General features: G+C 64.9%; 14 protein-coding genes and 2 riboswitches. Of the genes, 7 read left to right on the top strand and 7 right to left on the bottom strand.

The window, feature by feature from the left end; genetic code table 11:
• Positions 1–26: 26 nt before the first annotated feature.
• The 3 genes from JOD47_RS11155 to JOD47_RS11145 form a co-directional block, all read right to left on the bottom strand.
• Complete coding sequence (locus JOD47_RS11155) at positions 27–839, bottom strand: NlpC/P60 family protein (protein WP_204534310.1); 813 nt, start codon at positions 837–839, stop codon at positions 27–29.
• A gap of 5 nt (positions 840–844) precedes the next feature.
• Positions 845–1,004: riboswitch (cyclic di-AMP (ydaO/yuaA leader) on the bottom strand.
• Between the two features lie 146 nt (positions 1,005–1,150).
• Positions 1,151–2,023, bottom strand: coding sequence for a M23 family metallopeptidase (locus tag JOD47_RS11150; RefSeq protein WP_204534308.1), 873 nt, complete (start codon positions 2,021–2,023; stop codon positions 1,151–1,153).
• Positions 2,024–2,027: 4 nt separating this feature from the next.
• A riboswitch (cyclic di-AMP (ydaO/yuaA leader) is annotated at positions 2,028–2,220 on the bottom strand.
• A 117-nt stretch (positions 2,221–2,337) separates the two neighbouring features.
• Positions 2,338–3,042, bottom strand: coding sequence for an iron-dependent transcriptional repressor DtxR (locus tag JOD47_RS11145; RefSeq protein ID WP_204534306.1), 705 nt, complete (start codon positions 3,040–3,042; stop codon positions 2,338–2,340).
• A gap of 236 nt (positions 3,043–3,278) precedes the next feature.
• Here JOD47_RS11145 and serC point away from each other — a divergent pair, with 236 nt between their 5' ends.
• Positions 3,279–4,406 (top strand): phosphoserine transaminase, encoded by a 1,128-nt coding sequence (serC, locus tag JOD47_RS11140; RefSeq protein ID WP_204534304.1) that lies wholly within the window; start codon positions 3,279–3,281, stop codon positions 4,404–4,406.
• Here serC and JOD47_RS11135 read toward each other — a convergent pair.
• Genes JOD47_RS11135 through JOD47_RS11125 form a run of 3 tightly spaced genes read right to left on the bottom strand, consistent with a single transcriptional unit; the run spans position 4,403 to position 6,675 of the window.
• On the bottom strand, positions 4,403–5,689 hold the full coding sequence (locus JOD47_RS11135; protein ID WP_204534302.1) for an MFS transporter: 1,287 nt from the start codon (positions 5,687–5,689) through the stop codon (positions 4,403–4,405). The two genes, serC and JOD47_RS11135, sit on opposite strands and share 4 nt — an antisense overlap.
• 33 nt (positions 5,690–5,722) lie before the next feature.
• The gene (locus JOD47_RS11130) at positions 5,723–6,286 is read right to left on the bottom strand and encodes a DUF3027 domain-containing protein (RefSeq protein ID WP_204534300.1); all 564 of its coding nucleotides are present in this window, start codon (positions 6,284–6,286) and stop codon (positions 5,723–5,725) included.
• Positions 6,287–6,291: 5 nt separating this feature from the next.
• Positions 6,292–6,675 (bottom strand): cold-shock protein, encoded by a 384-nt coding sequence (locus tag JOD47_RS11125; protein WP_204534298.1) that lies wholly within the window; start codon positions 6,673–6,675, stop codon positions 6,292–6,294.
• 181 nt (positions 6,676–6,856) lie between these two features.
• Between JOD47_RS11125 and JOD47_RS11120 the strand changes: the two genes are divergently transcribed.
• From JOD47_RS11120 to JOD47_RS11095, 6 genes are all read left to right on the top strand, one after another.
• Positions 6,857–7,123 carry a hypothetical protein gene (locus tag JOD47_RS11120; protein WP_204534296.1) on the top strand — a complete coding sequence of 89 codons (267 nt, stop codon included), beginning with the start codon at positions 6,857–6,859 and terminating at the stop codon, positions 7,121–7,123.
• Positions 7,124–7,204: 81 nt separating this feature from the next.
• On the top strand, positions 7,205–9,589 hold the full coding sequence (locus tag JOD47_RS11115) for a helicase-associated domain-containing protein (protein WP_204534294.1): 2,385 nt from the start codon (positions 7,205–7,207) through the stop codon (positions 9,587–9,589).
• Positions 9,582–11,225, top strand: coding sequence for a DNA repair helicase XPB (locus JOD47_RS11110; RefSeq protein WP_204534292.1), 1,644 nt, complete (start codon positions 9,582–9,584; stop codon positions 11,223–11,225). Before JOD47_RS11115 ends, JOD47_RS11110 begins: the two co-directional genes overlap by 8 nt.
• A 63-nt stretch (positions 11,226–11,288) precedes the next feature.
• A complete protein-coding gene (locus JOD47_RS11105) occupies positions 11,289–11,999 on the top strand; it encodes a response regulator transcription factor (RefSeq protein ID WP_204534290.1) in 711 nt (236 codons plus the stop codon).
• A 20-nt stretch (positions 12,000–12,019) separates the two neighbouring features.
• Complete coding sequence (locus JOD47_RS11100) at positions 12,020–13,465, top strand: sensor histidine kinase (protein WP_307836264.1); 1,446 nt, start codon at positions 12,020–12,022, stop codon at positions 13,463–13,465.
• 148 nt (positions 13,466–13,613) lie between these two features.
• Positions 13,614–13,904 carry a WXG100 family type VII secretion target gene (locus JOD47_RS11095; protein WP_056549995.1) on the top strand — a complete coding sequence of 97 codons (291 nt, stop codon included), beginning with the start codon at positions 13,614–13,616 and terminating at the stop codon, positions 13,902–13,904.
• A 172-nt stretch (positions 13,905–14,076) separates the two neighbouring features.
• On the opposite strand, the gene groL is transcribed toward JOD47_RS11095, so the two are convergent.
• Positions 14,077–15,711 (bottom strand): chaperonin GroEL, encoded by a 1,635-nt coding sequence (gene groL, locus JOD47_RS11090; RefSeq protein WP_204534288.1) that lies wholly within the window; start codon positions 15,709–15,711, stop codon positions 14,077–14,079.
• Positions 15,712–15,985 lie beyond the last annotated feature (274 nt).

Genomic DNA, 15,985 nt, shown 5'->3' with positions numbered 1-15,985 from the left:
TGTGTGTGTGCTCCAGGTATCTGGTCTTAGCTAACGCGGACGAAGCTGGAACCAGCGAGATCGGACAGGCTGTGAAGGCCGGTATTCATACCGTTCAGGCCACCGCTGATGACCTGGCCGTTGCCGACGTAGATAGCAACGTGGCCTGCGGAGACAACGAGGTCACCGGGTGCAGGAGTGGAAACGACGGATCCGAAAGCGAAGAAGTCGCCCGGAGCGATGTCGCCGACGGACTTGCCGATCGAGCGCAGTGCCTTCTCAACCATGGCGGTGCAGTCCTGGGCAACGCCGATCTGCGAGTAGGCCGAGCCGACCAGAGCTGCGCCGATCCCGCTGGAGGTGGGCGCCTCGGCAGGAGCCGGAGCCTCAGCTGTTGCGGCCTTTACCTCAACTTCGGCCTGGGGTGCCGCTGCGACCTCGGCGGCGGGCTCAGCGGCAGGGGCCGGGGCGGCCACAACTGCTTCAGCCTGGACTACTGCTTCAGCCTGCACTGCAACGGCGGGAGCGGGAGCGGGCTCAACTGCTTCGACTACCGGAGCCGCAACGGTTTCAACGGCTGCACGCTCGAAGGTGACGGTCGCGTCAGCAGCAGCGCTGACGGTGACGGGCTGGGCGGCAACTGCGCTGAGGGTCTTGACCGCCTGTGCCGAGCGCTGGGCGTCGGAAGCGCCGTGAGCCGGAAGACCTGCGGTGAGGACGAGGCCGGAAGCAGCGACGATGACTGCTGCCTGGCGTCCTACGGAACCTGCGTTCGAAGATACAGCCTTGGAAATGGCTGCGAGCGAGTTTGTATGAGCCGGAACCGCACGGTGGCGCCCCAGCGCAGAGCTGTTTGACACGTTAAATTGCCTCTCCCTACGCCTGCGAGGTGAGCTGTCGGATTCGGATGGGAGTCACCCGGCCGCGGATCGTCTCAGATCCAGCGACTTAACCCCAAGGACTTCAATGAGAAGCCCACAATTGGTTCCCCCGCCCCTGCCATGCGATTGTTGCGAACGGAACTCGTACAGTGGCAGAGCTAGGCGATCTGCACGAGTGTGCCGAACCCCCTGCGATTCGGCACGAGTTGTACGGTACAACAGATTTTGGGCTAAGTCACATTACGGTCACGGAACGGTGTGTTCATGGTTACGACGCCGGCTGAGACCGGTCAGAGCCAGCCCAGTGGATCGACGTTTTTACCGTCGACAAGGACCTCGAAATGCAGATGGCACCCCGTTGAGGCACCCGTGGAACCCACGCGGGCTATAGCTTCGCCACGCTCAACAACCTGGCCGACTGCCACGTCCATTGCCGACAAATGGTTGTAGGTGGTTTCCAGGCCGTTGGCATGCTTGACCACCACTCGGTTGCCGCCTCCATAGGCATGCCATCCGGCAAAGGTGACGGTGCCGGCCGCGGCTGCCAGGACGCCGGTCCCGCAGGCTTCGCTCATGTCCTGTCCGGTGTGGAGCTCACCCGCGCCGGTAATCGGGCTGATCCTGGCCCCGAAAGCCGAGCTCATCACGACGCGGTCCAGCGGCGCCGAGAGGGAACCCCTGGACTCCGAGGTGACGATGTCCCCACCCGATGCAGAAACGATCTCGGCGAGCTTTGCATCGGGGTCGAAGGTACCGTGCAGCGCAGCGCGATCAAATGAGACGTCCGCACCTGCGGCAGCCTGCACCGGCGGAAGTTCTTCCTGCTCGACCGCAGCAGCCGCCGTCTGGGCTTCAGCGGGCACAACTGCGGCGGTGGTTGGCAGCGCAACGGTGAGGATCATGCCGGAGGCGGCGGCCGCGATGGCAACTTTCTGGCTGAGTCCGGTGAAGGATACGTCGCGGCGCGTGATGACTGCGCGGCGTCGTCGTTCGGTGCGCTGGGCATCACGGGGACGGATGGAAGCTATGGGAGCTACCGTCCCGGTGCCGGCCGCAGCCTGGCTTGCAATGCGCTCAGCCCGTTCCCGCCTGTGGGCGTCGCGTGGCCGCGCTTCAGCGACCGGGGTGCTCGCACGGCGGCGCCCCGAAGCAGTATTCGACAAGGAGACCCTCTCTCATTTTTGCCTGCGAAGTTAGCTGTCGGATTCGAGTATGAGAAAACTCGGTTCGAATACGTGCGCTGTGGCAGCATCCGAACTTCACCCCAAGGCCATGGCGAGCCATGACCGGTTGTGGGTCCTCCGCCCCTGTCCATCTGTGTAACACTGCGTTCGCTGACAGGGTTAGGCATGCGAACCAGGTAACGCTGGTGTATCAGCGCCAGGAATCAACTATAGCCGGGAGCGGTTAAAAGTAATCATTTCGTAACCATGCTGTGGATATCCTTCGGGAATCCACAGCCTTCCGATCCGGCTCCTCAGAACTGCGGTTGAACCGCCACGAAAACGTGGGAAGCAACTTCAGGCGGCAGTTCCAGTGCACCCTCCACTCCGGGTACCCGAACGGATACGTAGTCCCCCACCGCCTGCAGGGTCATCTGCGCTCCAGGACGCAGCCCGCCCTCGTCCAGTTGGGTCAGCAGCTCGGGATCCACCTGAATGGGTTCGGCCAGCCGGACGAGGGTCACGACCGAGCCCGCAGTATAGGTTGCCATCGTGTCGGTGAGAGTGCTCACGCCCAGGGTGAAGGCTTCCGACGGCGTCCCGCCCAGCGCCTCGAGACCAGGTATGGGATTTCCGTATGGCGATTCAGTCGGCTGGCCCAGCAACTCGTATAGACGCCGCTCCACCCGCTCGCTCATCACGTGTTCCCACCTGCACGCCTCATCGTGGACGTAGGCCCAGTCCAACCCGATGACATCGGAGAGCAGCCGCTCGGCCAGCCGATGCTTGCGCATCACCTCGGTGGCCCTCCGGCGTCCGAGTTCGGTCAGTTCAAGGTGACGGTCGCCTGTCACCACCACGAGCCCATCGCGTTCCATCCGGCCGACAGTCTGCGAGACCGTCGGGCCGGAGTGACGAAGGCGCTCGGCGATCCGGGCCCGCAGCGCAACAATGTTTTCTTCCTCAAGCTCAAGGATTGTCCGCAGGTACATCTCGGTGGTGTCGATGAGGTCCGTCATTTGCGGGGTTCAGCTCCTTGGCACTGGTGCGGTTTGAGCGTTGATGCAGCGGCTGCCTGCAGTTCCCAACAGATGGGCCGCCGTCGTCATCCCTACGCCCCACAAGGTTAACCCATTTACGTCGGGCGACCTTCCCCGCTGAGCTGCGTGCATCCCGCCGGTCACAATGCGCCCGCGCTGTGCGTGCTGGGGCAGAATGGGCTGCGACCCTTCGCAAGCAACGTCCTGGAGTAACCATGAGCGATTCCGCCGACATCCGCATCCCCGCCGAGCTGCTGCCGCAGGATGGCCGGTTCGGCGCGGGCCCCTCCAAAACACGTCCGGAGCAGCTCGAAGCGCTGAATCAGGCGGCAACGGCACTGCTTGGAACCTCGCACCGGCAGGCACCGGTCAAGAATCTGGTCGGTTCGGTGCGGTCGGGACTGATGGATTTCTTCGGCGCCCCCGAAGGCTACGAGGTGGTCCTCGGCGTCGGAGGGTCTACGGCTTTCTGGGACATTGCCTCCTTCGGCCTGGTTGAAGCGCGCGCACAGCACCTCTCCTTCGGCGAATTCGGATCCAAGTTCGCCGCAGCGACCTCCAAGGCACCCTTCCTGGGAGAGTCGACGGTCATCACCTCTGACCCTGGATCCCGGCCGGTGCCCGCGGCGGAGCCGGGCATCGACTTCTATGCCTGGCCGCAGAACGAAACCTCCACCGGTGTGGCGGCGCCGGTTGAGCGGGTGGCGGGCGCGGACGACGGCGCGCTCATCAGTATTGACGCGACCTCCGCTGCCGGCGGATTGTCGGTGGACATCTCACAAGCTGACGTCTACTACTTCGCTCCGCAGAAGAACTTTGCGTCCGACGGCGGACTCTGGCTTGGTCTGTTCTCTCCCGCTGCCCTGGACAGGGCGGCTGCGATCAAGGCATCGAAGCGGTGGATCCCCGACTTCCTCGACCTGCAGACGGCGATCGACAACTCGCGCCTGAATCAGACCTACAACACCCCTGCGCTGTCCACGCTTGTGACGCTCAACGCGCAGATCGAGTGGCTCAACGGTAACGGCGGCCTTGATTTCGCGGCCGCCCGCACCGCTGATTCCGCCGGCCGAATCTACAGCTGGGCCGAGGCCTCCACGGTGGCCACACCCTTCGTGCAGAATCCGGACCACCGCTCCAACGTCATCGCCACGATCGACTTCGCGGAGACGGTGGACGCCGCCGCTGTTGCCGGTACCCTGCGCGCGAACGGGATTGTCGACGTCGAACCGTACCGGAAGCTGGGCCGGAACCAGTTGCGCATCGCTACCTTCGTGGCGATCGAGCCCGCCGACGTGTCGGCGCTCCTGCAGTGCATCGACTACGTGGTGGAGCGTTCCTAACCGTTCCGCTCCGCTGTGTTCCGCGCGGTGGCGGCAAGGGTCAGTTTGAGCCGCCGCGGCGAGGAATGAACGAGACGGACTCTCACGTGGTGTGACCGCCCCACCCAGGCCAGTCCGGCCACGGCGGCCACGAAGCCGGAGGCGGCAGCGACTACAAGTCCCCATCGTGGCCCATAGGCGTTGGTCACCCAACCGACAATCGGCGCTCCAATAGGAGTTCCGCCGAGGAAGATCGCAAAGTACAGTGCCATGACCCGGCCGCGCATCTCCTGCACGGTTGTGGTCTGCACGTAGGCATTGGCGCTGGTCATCAGCGTCAGCGCGAAGAGCCCGACCGGAACCAGTGCCAGCCCGAAGAGCCAGACGGACGGTGCCAGCGCCGCCAGCATGCAGGCCAGGCCGAAGGCTCCGGCCGCTCCGAAGACGAACCTGAGGCGGGGCCTGTCCCGCCTCGCGGAAAGCAGCGCCCCCGCTACGGAACCCACCGCCATGATCGAGGACAGCGTACCGAAGACCCCCGCACCGGTTCCGAACTCCGTGCGTGCCATTGCCGCGATATAGATCGCAAAGTTCAGGCCGAAGGTTCCGACGACGAAGATTGCGAACATCACCATCATGAGGTCAGGCCGTTGCCGCACGTAGCGGAACCCTGCGCGGATCCTGCCGCGGCCAGGCGCCGAGCGGTTGAGTACGCGCAGTTCGCTTCGACGGATGGTGACGAGGACAAAGATCATCGCCCCGAATGTCACTGCGTTGATCAGGAAAACCCAGCCTGGCCCTACCGCAACCGTGAGCAGGCCCGCAATGGCGGGGCCGAACATCCGCGCGCCGTTGAAGGAAGCGCTGTTCAGGGCCACGGCGTTGGGAAGGTAATCATCGCGCACCAGTTCGGAGACGAAGGTCTGGCGGGCGGGCGCGTCAATGGCGGAAACGATGCCCAGGGCAAGGGCGAACGCGTAGACATGCCACAGCTCCGCCAGGCCGAGCACCACGAGGAGGCCCAACCCGACACCAAGCGCCGCCATGGCGGCCTGGGTTCCCATCAACAGCTTGCGGCGATCAACGGAGTCGGCAATCAGGCCGGCCCACGGCGCCATGAAGAGTTGCGGCCCCAACTGCAAAGCCATGACGATGCCCATGGCCGCGGCGTCCTGCTCGGTGAGGATGTCATAGACAAGCCAGTCCTGGGCAGTGCGCTGCATCCAGGTGCCCACGTTGGAGATCAGGGCGCCGATGAACCAGAGCCGGTAGTTATGGAGGTGCAGGGATCGGAACATGCCCATCAGGCAGCCTTCCTTCCTGCGCTTCTCCACACCTCAGGCAACTGGGGATTCGCCTCCAGGGGCTGCCTCGGCGTTCGTTTCAGCACCGTCAGCTTCCGGCGCGGGGCCGGCATTTTCCTGCGCTACCGTGCCCTCCGAAGCCGCACCCTCCGGCACTGCCGCTACTTCGTCCGCCGTGTCTTCCGGGCGAACCCGTTCGGACCACGGCACCCAGTCCGGTGCCAAGAGCGCGCTTTCAGAAGGCAGCAGCCCTACTTCGCAGATGGTCGCGTCCTTGCCGCGGGGAACCCGCGCCAGGGTTGCGAACCAGTGCCAGCCGTCGTAACCGGGGACGTGTGCGGCGAAGCGATGCGTCACAAGGCGCTCGGCATCGGGGAAAGCGCCGACGTGCTCCCCCACCTCGTGTTCCCCGGCGACCTCCAGCAGGCCGTTCCGCGCGGTATCCACCGCCGCAGCCAGCACGGCGTCCGGCTTGGACGGCTTGCGCGCCGGCCTCCGCCTGACTGCAGGCGTTTCCGGAACCGCCGTTTCGGCAGGCTCCGCCTCAGCTGTTTCAGTCGACTCAGTTGTTTCCGTCGACGCCGGCGTTTCAGTCATAACGGTCAGGCGTCCAGGTCATCGGCGACCGCGCGCAACACTGCGGCGACCTTCGAGGAGTGTGACTTGTCAGGGTACCGTCCGCGCCGCAAACCATTGGACACGTCATCCAGCAGCCGGATCAGATCCTCGGTGATCACTGCCATGTCATCGGCGTTCTTGCGGGTCGCCTTGGCAACGGATGGCGGCACGTCGAGAATGCGAGCGGACAGCGCCTGGAGCCCCTTGCGGCCGTCCGCGACTCCGAACTCGAGCCGCGCGCCAACCTTGACCTCAGTCACCCCGGCCGGGAGCGCAGAGGCATGCAGGAACACTTCCTTGCCGTCATCCGTCGCCAGAAAGCCGAAACCCTTCTCGGAGTCGAACCATTTGACCTTGCCGATAGGCACGTAATTACCTCGTTCTCGAACTACTTGCGCGCAAGCCGTGTGCGCCTCACCGACGGTTACCTATGCGATCGCCGAAGGTGTCAGTCAGCCGGGGCTGCGCAGGGAAAAAGTCTGCCTTAACAGGATACCCGGCACCGGCGGGCGAAATGGGCGATCTGCGTCCTTGTACGCTAGGAGCATCATGTCGCAGAACCCCTCCCCTGTCCCTGGCGCGAATGACGACGCCGGCCGCTCCCGCACCAGGCATGCCCGGCTCGCCCTGCTGATTGCGGCGGTCGGCTTCGCAGTCATCGGACTGCTGTCCCTGGTGGTTGTGCTCGTGTCCGCTTGGGCCGGCGCAGAGGCATGGCCGGGCTTCGTGACGGCCGCCTACTTCTTTCTGCCGCTCGGGTTTCTGCTGATGGCTGCCGGCGTAGTAGTCAGCGTCCTTAGGCGCGGCCGCGGCTGAGTTCTCCCTTCAACAGGAGCGTCCACAGCCCGCCCCCGGCCGTTACCCGCACGGCCACGCGGTGCGAGTAACGTTAATACGGTGTCCGCCATCCGCGCTCTCGCCGAGGATCTAGCATCCCGCAGCGACGCCGAACTCCGAAGGCTGCTGTCCGCGCGCCCGGATGTCGTCCTGCCACCGGTGCCGGACTTCGCCGCCCTCGCGGCTCGTGCCTCGACCCGGGTCAGCGTACAGCGCGCCCTTGAGGGTCTGAACACTCCGCAGCTGATGGTGCTCGAGGCAGTAGTGCTCACCACCAACCTCGACGCCGCTACCGGTGCAACAGCCACAAGCCTCAAGACGTCAATAGCGCCGATGACCGCCAGGACGCTTGAGCCCTATCTCACGCAGCTTCACGACGTGGCGCTCCTGCGAACCGGCCCCGCGCCCAGGGGCCGCCGCTCCTACTTCCCCCTTGAATCCCTTCACGACGCGCTTGGTCCCTACCCTGCAGGCCTTGGACGTCCGCTGGCATTGCTGGCCCGGCAGTACCCGGAGTACGCCGAGCGCATGCGGGCCGGGCTGGCGCTCCTGCGGGTTGCCGGGCTTCCGAATGCATCGCTTCCGTCCGGATCAGATCCCGCAACCGCCCTCGCCGAGGTCCTCGAAGAATCGTGGGACGCTGTGCTGGAATCGGCTCCCGGGAAAACGGATGACATGCTGCAGAAACTCGCGGCCTCTCCGGTGGGCTCAGCCAAAACGGCTGTATCCGGCGCGGCGACGCCCCTTGAGTGGCTGCTGGAGCGCGGGCTTCTCATCCGCCTCGACGCCAACCATGTCGAGCTCCCGCGCGAAGTGGGAATTGCGACGCGCGGGGGCATGGTCATTCCCTCCCTGCCGGTCTCACCGCCGGTCCCGCACCTCGCCTCCGTCCGCGCCGGCCTTCGGGACAATGCCGCCTTCGGAGCGATCGCTGAAACGCTTCGCCTCGTCACCGAACTCCTCACGAGCGTCCAGACGGACCCGATCGCGACCCTACGCACCGGAGGCGTGGGCATCCGTGAGATCCGACGCCTCGCCGACGCTCTCCGAATAGACCGCGAACAGGTGGCCTGGCTGCTTGAGCTGGCCGCACTGGGCCGCCTGGTCGTGCTGGATCCGGACAGCTCACGCTGGATTCCCGCCGCCGGCGGATCCTGGCACCTGGCCGAGCGTCATGAGCAGTGGATCCGGTTGGTGCGCGCGTGGCTCGATGCTGAGCGCGCTCCTTCGTTGGTGGGTGGGCAACTGCCCTCCGGCAGTACGGTGAATGTCCTGTCCTCGGAGGCGACGCGCACTGATGCGCCGGCCGTCCGCCGTCGTATGTTGTCAGCCGCGGAGGCGCTTTCAACCGAGGCAGAGCACGACGACGGCCGCGCGTGCGTCCTTGACGCGCCTTCCCTCATCGAACGCCTCACCTGGCACCAGCCGCGGCTGCGCCGCCGGTTCTCACGGCTGGTGCCGGGCATGGTTGAGGAATTGGGCCACCTCGGCCTGCTGGGATCCGGCGCGCTGACCGGGCTGGGCGCGGCAATCGCCCAGGACCGGTTCGACGACGCCGCGGCCGCCCTTCGGAACGCGCTTCCCGAGCCGCTCACGCACTTCATGCTGCAGGCGGACCTGACCGCGGTTGCGCCGGGCTACCTTGAGCCGGGCGTGGCCCGCGAGCTGGCGCTGCTGGCTTCCGCGGAGGGGCAGGGCCCGGCAACCGTGTACAGGTTCTCCGCGCAGTCCGTGCGCCGGGCGCTCGACGACGGGCAGGACGCCACCGCCATCCTCACCTTTCTCGAGAAGCACTCGGCCACGAACGTTCCCCAACCGCTGCGCTACCTGGTGGAGGACACTGCGTCCCGTTACGGCTCCCTGCGTGTGGGTCCCGCCTTCAGTTACGTGCGAAGCGACGACGACGCCGCTCTCACCGCCCTGCTCTCGGACCCCGCGGCGGCGGCGCTCGGGCTCGTCCGGCTCGCTCCTACGGTCGTCACGGCGCAGGCCACGCCGGCTGAATTGTCCGCTGCTCTGCGTGACCTCGGTTACTCACCCGCACTGGAGGGCGGGGCGACACCGCGGTCCGTCCCGCGCGCTGCTGCCGGCTCCGCGCCGTCGTCGTCGGCGGTACGGACCAACCCGTGGGTACTCGCGGAGGCAGACCTCGAAGCGCAAATGAAGGTACTGCGGGGCAGTGGCCGGCCGGGCACGGGCACTGGAGCCGAAAGCGAAGCGATGATCGGCCTTGAAACGCTGCGGACAGCGATCAGGACAAAGCGGGAAGTCCGGATGGGCTTTGCAGACAGCGCGGGGAATTCCACCCGCCAGGTGTTTGTTCCACTGTCGGTTCACGCCGGTCGTGTGCGGGTCTTCGACCCGGAGAAGGAAACCGAGCGCGTGATCTCCGTGCATCGGATCATGGATGTCGAAACAGTGGAAGGGGCTTCAACGGATGCCTGACGGGCCGCTTATTGTCCAGAGCGACAAGACCATCCTGCTGGAGGTCGATCACGAGCAGGCCACCGAAGCCCGGCATGCCATTGCCGCTTTCGCTGAGCTGGAGCGCGCACCGGAACACGTGCACAGCTACCGCCTCACGCCGCTTGGCCTGTGGAACGCCCGCGCTGCGGGGCTCGACGCCGAGCAGGTCCTGGATACGCTGTTGAAGTACTCCCGCTTTCCGGTTCCGCACGCACTCCTCGTCGACATCGAGGAGACTATGTCCCGCTACGGCCGGCTGCGGTTGGAGAAGGACGATCAACACGGCCTCGTGCTCCGGACCAACGACTACCCCGTGCTCGAGGAAGTGCTGCATGCGAAGAAGATCGAGCCGCTTCTTGGTCCGCGCATCGATGGCGAGACGGTGGTGGTGCACTCCTCCCAGCGCGGGCAGCTGAAGCAGCTTCTGCTCAAACTCGGGTGGCCGGCTGAGGACCTGGCGGGCTACGTTGACGGGACACCCCACCCCATCGTGCTCAACGAGGACGGCTGGGCGCTGCGTCCCTATCAGAAAGTGGCGATGGAGAACTTCTGGGCGGGTGGGTCCGGCGTCGTCGTGCTCCCCTGCGGGGCAGGTAAAACCCTGGTGGGCGCCGCAGCGATGGCAACGAGCTCAACGACCACCCTCATCCTCGTGACCAACACCGTCTCCGCCCGGCAGTGGAAGGACGAGCTGCTCAAGCGGACCTCCCTGACGGAGGACGAGATCGGGGAGTACTCCGGCTCCGTCAAGGAGGTCCGGCCGGTCACTATCGCCACCTACCAGGTGCTGACCCTGCGCCGCGGCGGGCTCTATCCCCATCTCGAGCTGCTCGACGCCAATGACTGGGGCCTCATCGTCTATGACGAGGTGCATCTGCTCCCGGCGCCGATCTTCCGCATGACCGCCGATTTGCAGGCCCGGCGGCGACTAGGGCTTACCGCCACTCTGGTGCGTGAGGACGGCCGCGAGGGCGAGGTTTTCTCCCTCATCGGGCCAAAGCGCTATGACGCACCCTGGAAGGACATCGAGGCGCAGGGTTACATCGCGCCCGCGGACTGCGTCGAAGTCCGCGTTGACCTTCCCCGGGATGAGCGGGTTGCGTATGCCATGGCGGACGACGGCGACAAGTACCGCCTGTGCGCAACCTCCGAGACGAAGACAACAGTCGTGGAGAAGCTGGTTGCCTCGCACAAGGGCGAACAGCTGCTCGTGATCGGGCAGTACATCGACCAGCTGGATGAGCTGGGTGAGCGGCTGGATGCTCCCATCATCAAGGGTGAGACATCCGTGAAGGAACGCCAGCGCCTCTTCAACGCCTTCCGCGCCGGGGACCTGCACACCCTTGTGGTTTCCAAGGTGGCCAACTTCTCGATCGACCTTCCGGAAGCCTCGGTGGCAATCCAGGTGTCAGGGTCCTTCGGTTCCCGCCAGGAGGAGGCACAGCGGCTGGGCAGGTTGCTGCGTCCCAAGGCGGACGGGCGGGCAGCGCGGTTCTACACCGTCGTCGCGCGCGACACCATCGACCAGGATTTCGCCGCCAAGCGTCAGCGGTTTCTCGCCGAACAGGGTTACGCCTACACGATTCTGGACGCCGCGGACATCCCGCAGGCCTGAGATTCGCCGCGCGTTCAGCAAACCTCCAGACAACTCCCAGCTGCTGGGAGCATACTGGGAATCGTGAATAAATCGGTGCCTGAAGCCAAACTGCTCGTAGTCGATGACGAGCCGAACATCCGGGAACTGCTCTCCACTTCGCTGCGGTTCGCGGGATTCGACGTCGTCGCCGCCGCCAACGGGCGCGAGGCACTCGCCGCAGCGGAAACCCATAACCCGGATCTCGCCGTCCTCGACGTGATGCTCCCGGACATGGACGGTTTCACCGTGACACGCCGGCTCCGCGCCGCCGGCCGGCACTTCCCCGTGGTCTTCCTGACCGCCCGCGATGACACCGATGACAAGGTCACCGGCCTCACCGTGGGCGGTGACGATTACGTGACCAAGCCCTTCAGCCTCGACGAGGTGGTTGCCCGCATCCGCGCCGTGCTGCGCCGCACACAACCACACGACGACGACGGCGCCGTCATCCGTGTCGATGACCTCGAACTGGACGACGACGCACACGAGGTGCGCCGCGGCGGAGAAGTCATCGATCTCTCCCCCACAGAGTTCAAGCTCCTCCGCTACCTGATGATGAACCCGAACCGGGTGCTGTCGAAAGCGCAGATCCTCGATCACGTCTGGGAGTACGACTTCAACGGAGATGCCTCCATCGTGGAGTCCTACATCTCCTACCTGCGCCGCAAGATAGACAAGAACCCTGATGCCCCGGCGCTTATTCAAACCAAACGCGGGGTCGGTTACCTGCTGCGCACCGCTGACAAGCGGTAACAAACATTTCCGTACCCGCTGTGATACGTCGCTGGAAGTCTGCCTCCCTCCGCACGCAACTCATCGCCATCATGACCCTGCTCATGGTGTTCACTGTTGCCATCACGGGGATCGTGACAATTTCCCTGCTCCGGAACAGTCTCATAGCGCAAATGGACCAGGACATCGCAGCCAACGCGCAGTCGGTGACCAACAGCATCGGCACCACGGGCAACGACACAAGCCAGAACCTCATCCGCTTCTACGGCACCTGGCTCGATGAGGACGGTGAGGCGATTCGTTCCACGTATTCCTCCACGCTCTTCGAGGTTCCCAACCTTCCGCCGCTTGACCGCGCGGAGATAGAGGAATTGGACCACGAAGGCTTCACCGTTCCTGGGAGCAGGGGTGAGAGCGAGTGGCGCGTCATCGTCTTCCCGCTGCAGGCGGACAACACCTCCGTCGCCGTTGCCACCCGGATGTCAACAGTGCATGAGACCGTGTCTGATGCCGGTCGGATCATTTTCACCGTCGGACTCTTTTCGATCGCCGCAGCCTCGATCGTCGCCTACCTCGCAGTCACCCGGCAGTTCCGCCCGCTCAGCCGGGTAGAGCGGACGGCCGCGGCAATCGCCGCCGGGGACCTCTCACGGCGCGTGGACGTCGAACGTCCCGCCACAGAGGTAGGCCGGCTCTCCCGCTCCCTGAACGCCATGCTTGCGCACATCGAATCGGCGTTCGCAGCCCGGATGGATTCAGAGCGGAAGATGCGCCGCTTCGTCGCGGACGCCTCCCATGAACTGCGCACGCCACTGGTCACCATCCGCGGATTCTCCGAGTTGTACCGTCACGGTGCCCTCCAGAACGACGACGACGTCAAGGCTGCCATGGGCCGTATCGAGAGCGAGGCAAAGCGGATGGGCCAGTTGGTCGAGGATCTGCTGACCCTGGCGCGCATCGACGAGCAGCGGCCCCTCGAGTCCCAGCCGCTTGACCTGCTGGTGCTCGGAAACGACGCCGCCATGGATGCGCGGGCCATCGCGCCGGAACGCGCCATCCGCGTTATCGGTCTCGACGGTGGACCGGCACGGCACGCCCCGACCGTCGGCGACGAGGCGCGTCTCCGCCAGGTCGTCGCAAACCTGATGACCAACGCCCTGCGGTACACGCCCGAGGGGTCACCGATCGAGGTTGCCGTAGGCGTTGCTCCGGTTATCCATGGCAGGAGCGATTCCGTGATCGAGGTGCGTGACCACGGTCCGGGCATTTCCGAAGAAGACGCTGCGAGGGTTTTCGAGCGCTTCTACCGGGCTGACTCCTCACGCTACCGGGAAACCGGCGGCACAGGTCTTGGCCTGGCGATCGTCGCGGCACTGGTTGCCCAGCATGATGGAAGCGTGCGGCTTGAGGACACACCGGGCGGCGGCGCCACCCTGTCCATCAGGCTGCCGCACGATACGGAAAGCACCCCGCCGGCAGACGAGTGACCGGTCGATCGTCTGCCGCCGACTCTTCCTCCCCAGCCCGACGCGTGCGCGCAGCTTACGCACATTCCTCAGCTGAGCGCATCACCCGCGTCTGGAGCCCTCTAACGTCGAAGGCGCAGTGCACCCGCAGCAGAATCCAGGAGGAACCATGACCTACTTCAACGTCAATACAGACTCGCTCGCCGCCAAGAGCGCAGACGTGCAAAATACCATTGCCCGGCTGCAGGCAGAGGTCAATGCCATGCAGTCAGGGCTGCGGTCCCTTGAGTCCGAGTGGCAGGGACAGGCCTCGCAGAACTTCCAGCAGCTGGTGACGGACTGGCGTGCCACCCAGCTCAAGGTCGAGGAATCGCTGACCAGCATCAACCAGGCTCTCGGCGTCGCAACAGAGCAGTACAGTCAGGCCGAGCTGAGCAACGCGCGCATGTTCATGCACTAGCCTCGCTCGGCTCACCTGCGGACTTTTGTGCAGCTGCGGCGGCTTCCAGGCCGGAGATCCCGCCATAGCTGCACGAATCTTCCGGCTCGCACAGCCAAAAGGCCGGCCCCTGTGAGGGGCCGGCCTTTGGTGTAACCGTTCGCAGGGTGTACCTGCTGGTGAGGCTGGGAGTTTAGAAGCCGCCCATACCGCCCATGCCGCCCATCTCGTCGCCGCCGCCTGCGGGAGCAGCCTTCTCAGGCTTGTCCGCAACAACAGCTTCGGTGGTGAGGAACAGGCCCGCAATGGAGGCAGCGTTCTGCAGGGCAGAGCGCGTCACCTTCACGGGGTCGTTCACACCGGCAGCCAGGAGGTCCTCGTAATCGCCGGTTGCGGCGTTGAGGCCGTGGCCGGCGGGCAGTCCGCGAACCTTCTCGATGACAACACCGGGCTCAAGGCCAGCGTTGAAAGCGATCTGCTTGAGCGGAGCGTCGATGGCGATGCGAACGATGTTTGCACCGGTTGCCTCGTCGCCTTCCAGGTTGAGGTTGGCGAATGCCTTGGCGCCGGCCTGAATCAGGGCCACGCCGCCACCGGCGACAATGCCCTCTTCAACCGCTGCCTTCGCGTTGCGGACGGCGTCCTCAATGCGGTGCTTGCGCTCCTTGAGCTCAACCTCGGTTGCGGCTCCGGCCTTGATGACTGCAACGCCGCCGGCCAGCTTGGCCAGACGTTCCTGCAGCTTCTCGCGGTCGTAATCGGAGTCCGAGTTCTCGATCTCGGCACGGATCTGTGCAACCCGACCGGCGATTTCCTCGGCGTTGCCGGCACCCTCAACGATGGTGGTTTCGTCCTTGGTGACAACAACCTTGCGTGCCTGGCCCAGAAGGTCCAGGGTAGCGTTCTCCAGCTTGAGGCCGACTTCCTCGGCGATGACCTGGCCACCGGTGAGGATGGCGATGTCAGCCAGCTGGGCCTTGCGGCGGTCGCCGAAGCCCGGAGCCTTGACGGCGACGGACTTGAAGGTGCCGCGGATCTTGTTGACCACGAGGGTGGCGAGTGCTTCGCCTTCGATGTCTTCGGCGATGATCAGCAGCGGCTTGCCGGACTGCATGACCTTCTCGAGAACAGCGACGAGGTCCTTGACGTTGGAGATCTTCGAGTTGACGATCAGGATGTAGGGGTCCTCAAGGACCGTTTCCTGGCGCTCTGCGTCGGTGACGAAGTAACCGGAGATGTAACCCTTGTCGAAGCGCATACCCTCGGTGAGCTCGAGCTCGAGGCCAAAGGTATTGGACTCCTCGACGGTGATGACGCCTTCCTTGCCCACCTTGTCGAGGGCTTCAGCAATGAGGTCACCGATCTGCTGGTCACCGGCAGAGATCGACGCCGTGGCTGCGATCTCTTCCTTGGTCTCAATCTCCTTGGCGGAGGCGAGGAGCTCGGCGGTGACTGCGTCAACGGCCTTCTCGATGCCGCGCTTGAGGCTCAGCGGATCAGCACCGGCGGCCACGTTGCGCAGGCCTTCCTTGACGAGTGCCTGGGCGAGAACGGTGGCGGTGGTGGTTCCGTCACCGGCGACGTCGTCGGTCTTCTTCGCAACTTCCTTGACCAGCTCGGCGCCGATCTTCTCGAACGGGTCGTCGAGTTCGATCTCCTTGGCGATGGAAACGCCATCATTGGTGATCGTGGGAGCGCCCCACTTCTTCTCAAGGACAACGTTGCGACCGCGGGGGCCGAGCGTAACCTTGACTGCATCAGCGAGGATGTTCAATCCGCGCTCGAGGCCGCGGCGTGCCTCTTCATCAAAAGAAATGATCTTGGCCATAACGGCGTAGGTCCTTTCGGGACGGTCGTGCGTATGCTGCTACCGGCCTGTGATGCCCGCGACGGATGGGCTGATCCGGGAGGATCTCTGTACCTCCCCAACCAGCCCTCACCACAGAGGTTGCCTGGTTCACTCCCGGTGTGGCGTCTTAGCAGTCGTCACACGTGAGTGCTAAGTCAATAATTAGCACTCACACACTGCGAGTGCAAGCTGTTTCGCCTTGAGGAAAACAACGACGACGGCGCGCCACCCCCACAGGGGAAGCGCGCCGTCG

This window comes from Arthrobacter tumbae (assembly GCF_016907495.1).
GTDB lineage: Bacteria > Actinomycetota > Actinomycetes > Actinomycetales > Micrococcaceae > Arthrobacter_D > Arthrobacter_D tumbae.
This window is presented reverse-complemented; position numbering and strand designations above follow the sequence as displayed.

Bases quoted from the DNA above. Each gene is read 5' to 3' on its own strand.
- JOD47_RS11130 (WP_204534300.1), bottom strand. From the start codon at position 6,286: ATGACTGAAACGCCGGCGTCGACGGAAACAACTGAGTCGACTGAAACA.
- JOD47_RS11135 (WP_204534302.1), bottom strand. From the start codon at position 5,689: ATGGGCATGTTCCGATCCCTGCACCTCCATAACTACCGGCTCTGGTTC.
- groL (WP_204534288.1), bottom strand. From the start codon at position 15,711: ATGGCCAAGATCATTTCTTTTGATGAAGAGGCACGCCGCGGCCTCGAG.
- JOD47_RS11145 (WP_204534306.1), bottom strand. From the start codon at position 3,042: ATGACGGACCTCATCGACACCACCGAGATGTACCTGCGGACAATCCTT.
- JOD47_RS11110 (WP_204534292.1), top strand. From the start codon at position 9,582: ATGCCTGACGGGCCGCTTATTGTCCAGAGCGACAAGACCATCCTGCTG.
- JOD47_RS11120 (WP_204534296.1), top strand. From the start codon at position 6,857: ATGTCGCAGAACCCCTCCCCTGTCCCTGGCGCGAATGACGACGCCGGC.
- serC (WP_204534304.1), top strand. From the start codon at position 3,279: ATGAGCGATTCCGCCGACATCCGCATCCCCGCCGAGCTGCTGCCGCAG.
- JOD47_RS11095 (WP_056549995.1), top strand. From the start codon at position 13,614: ATGACCTACTTCAACGTCAATACAGACTCGCTCGCCGCCAAGAGCGCA.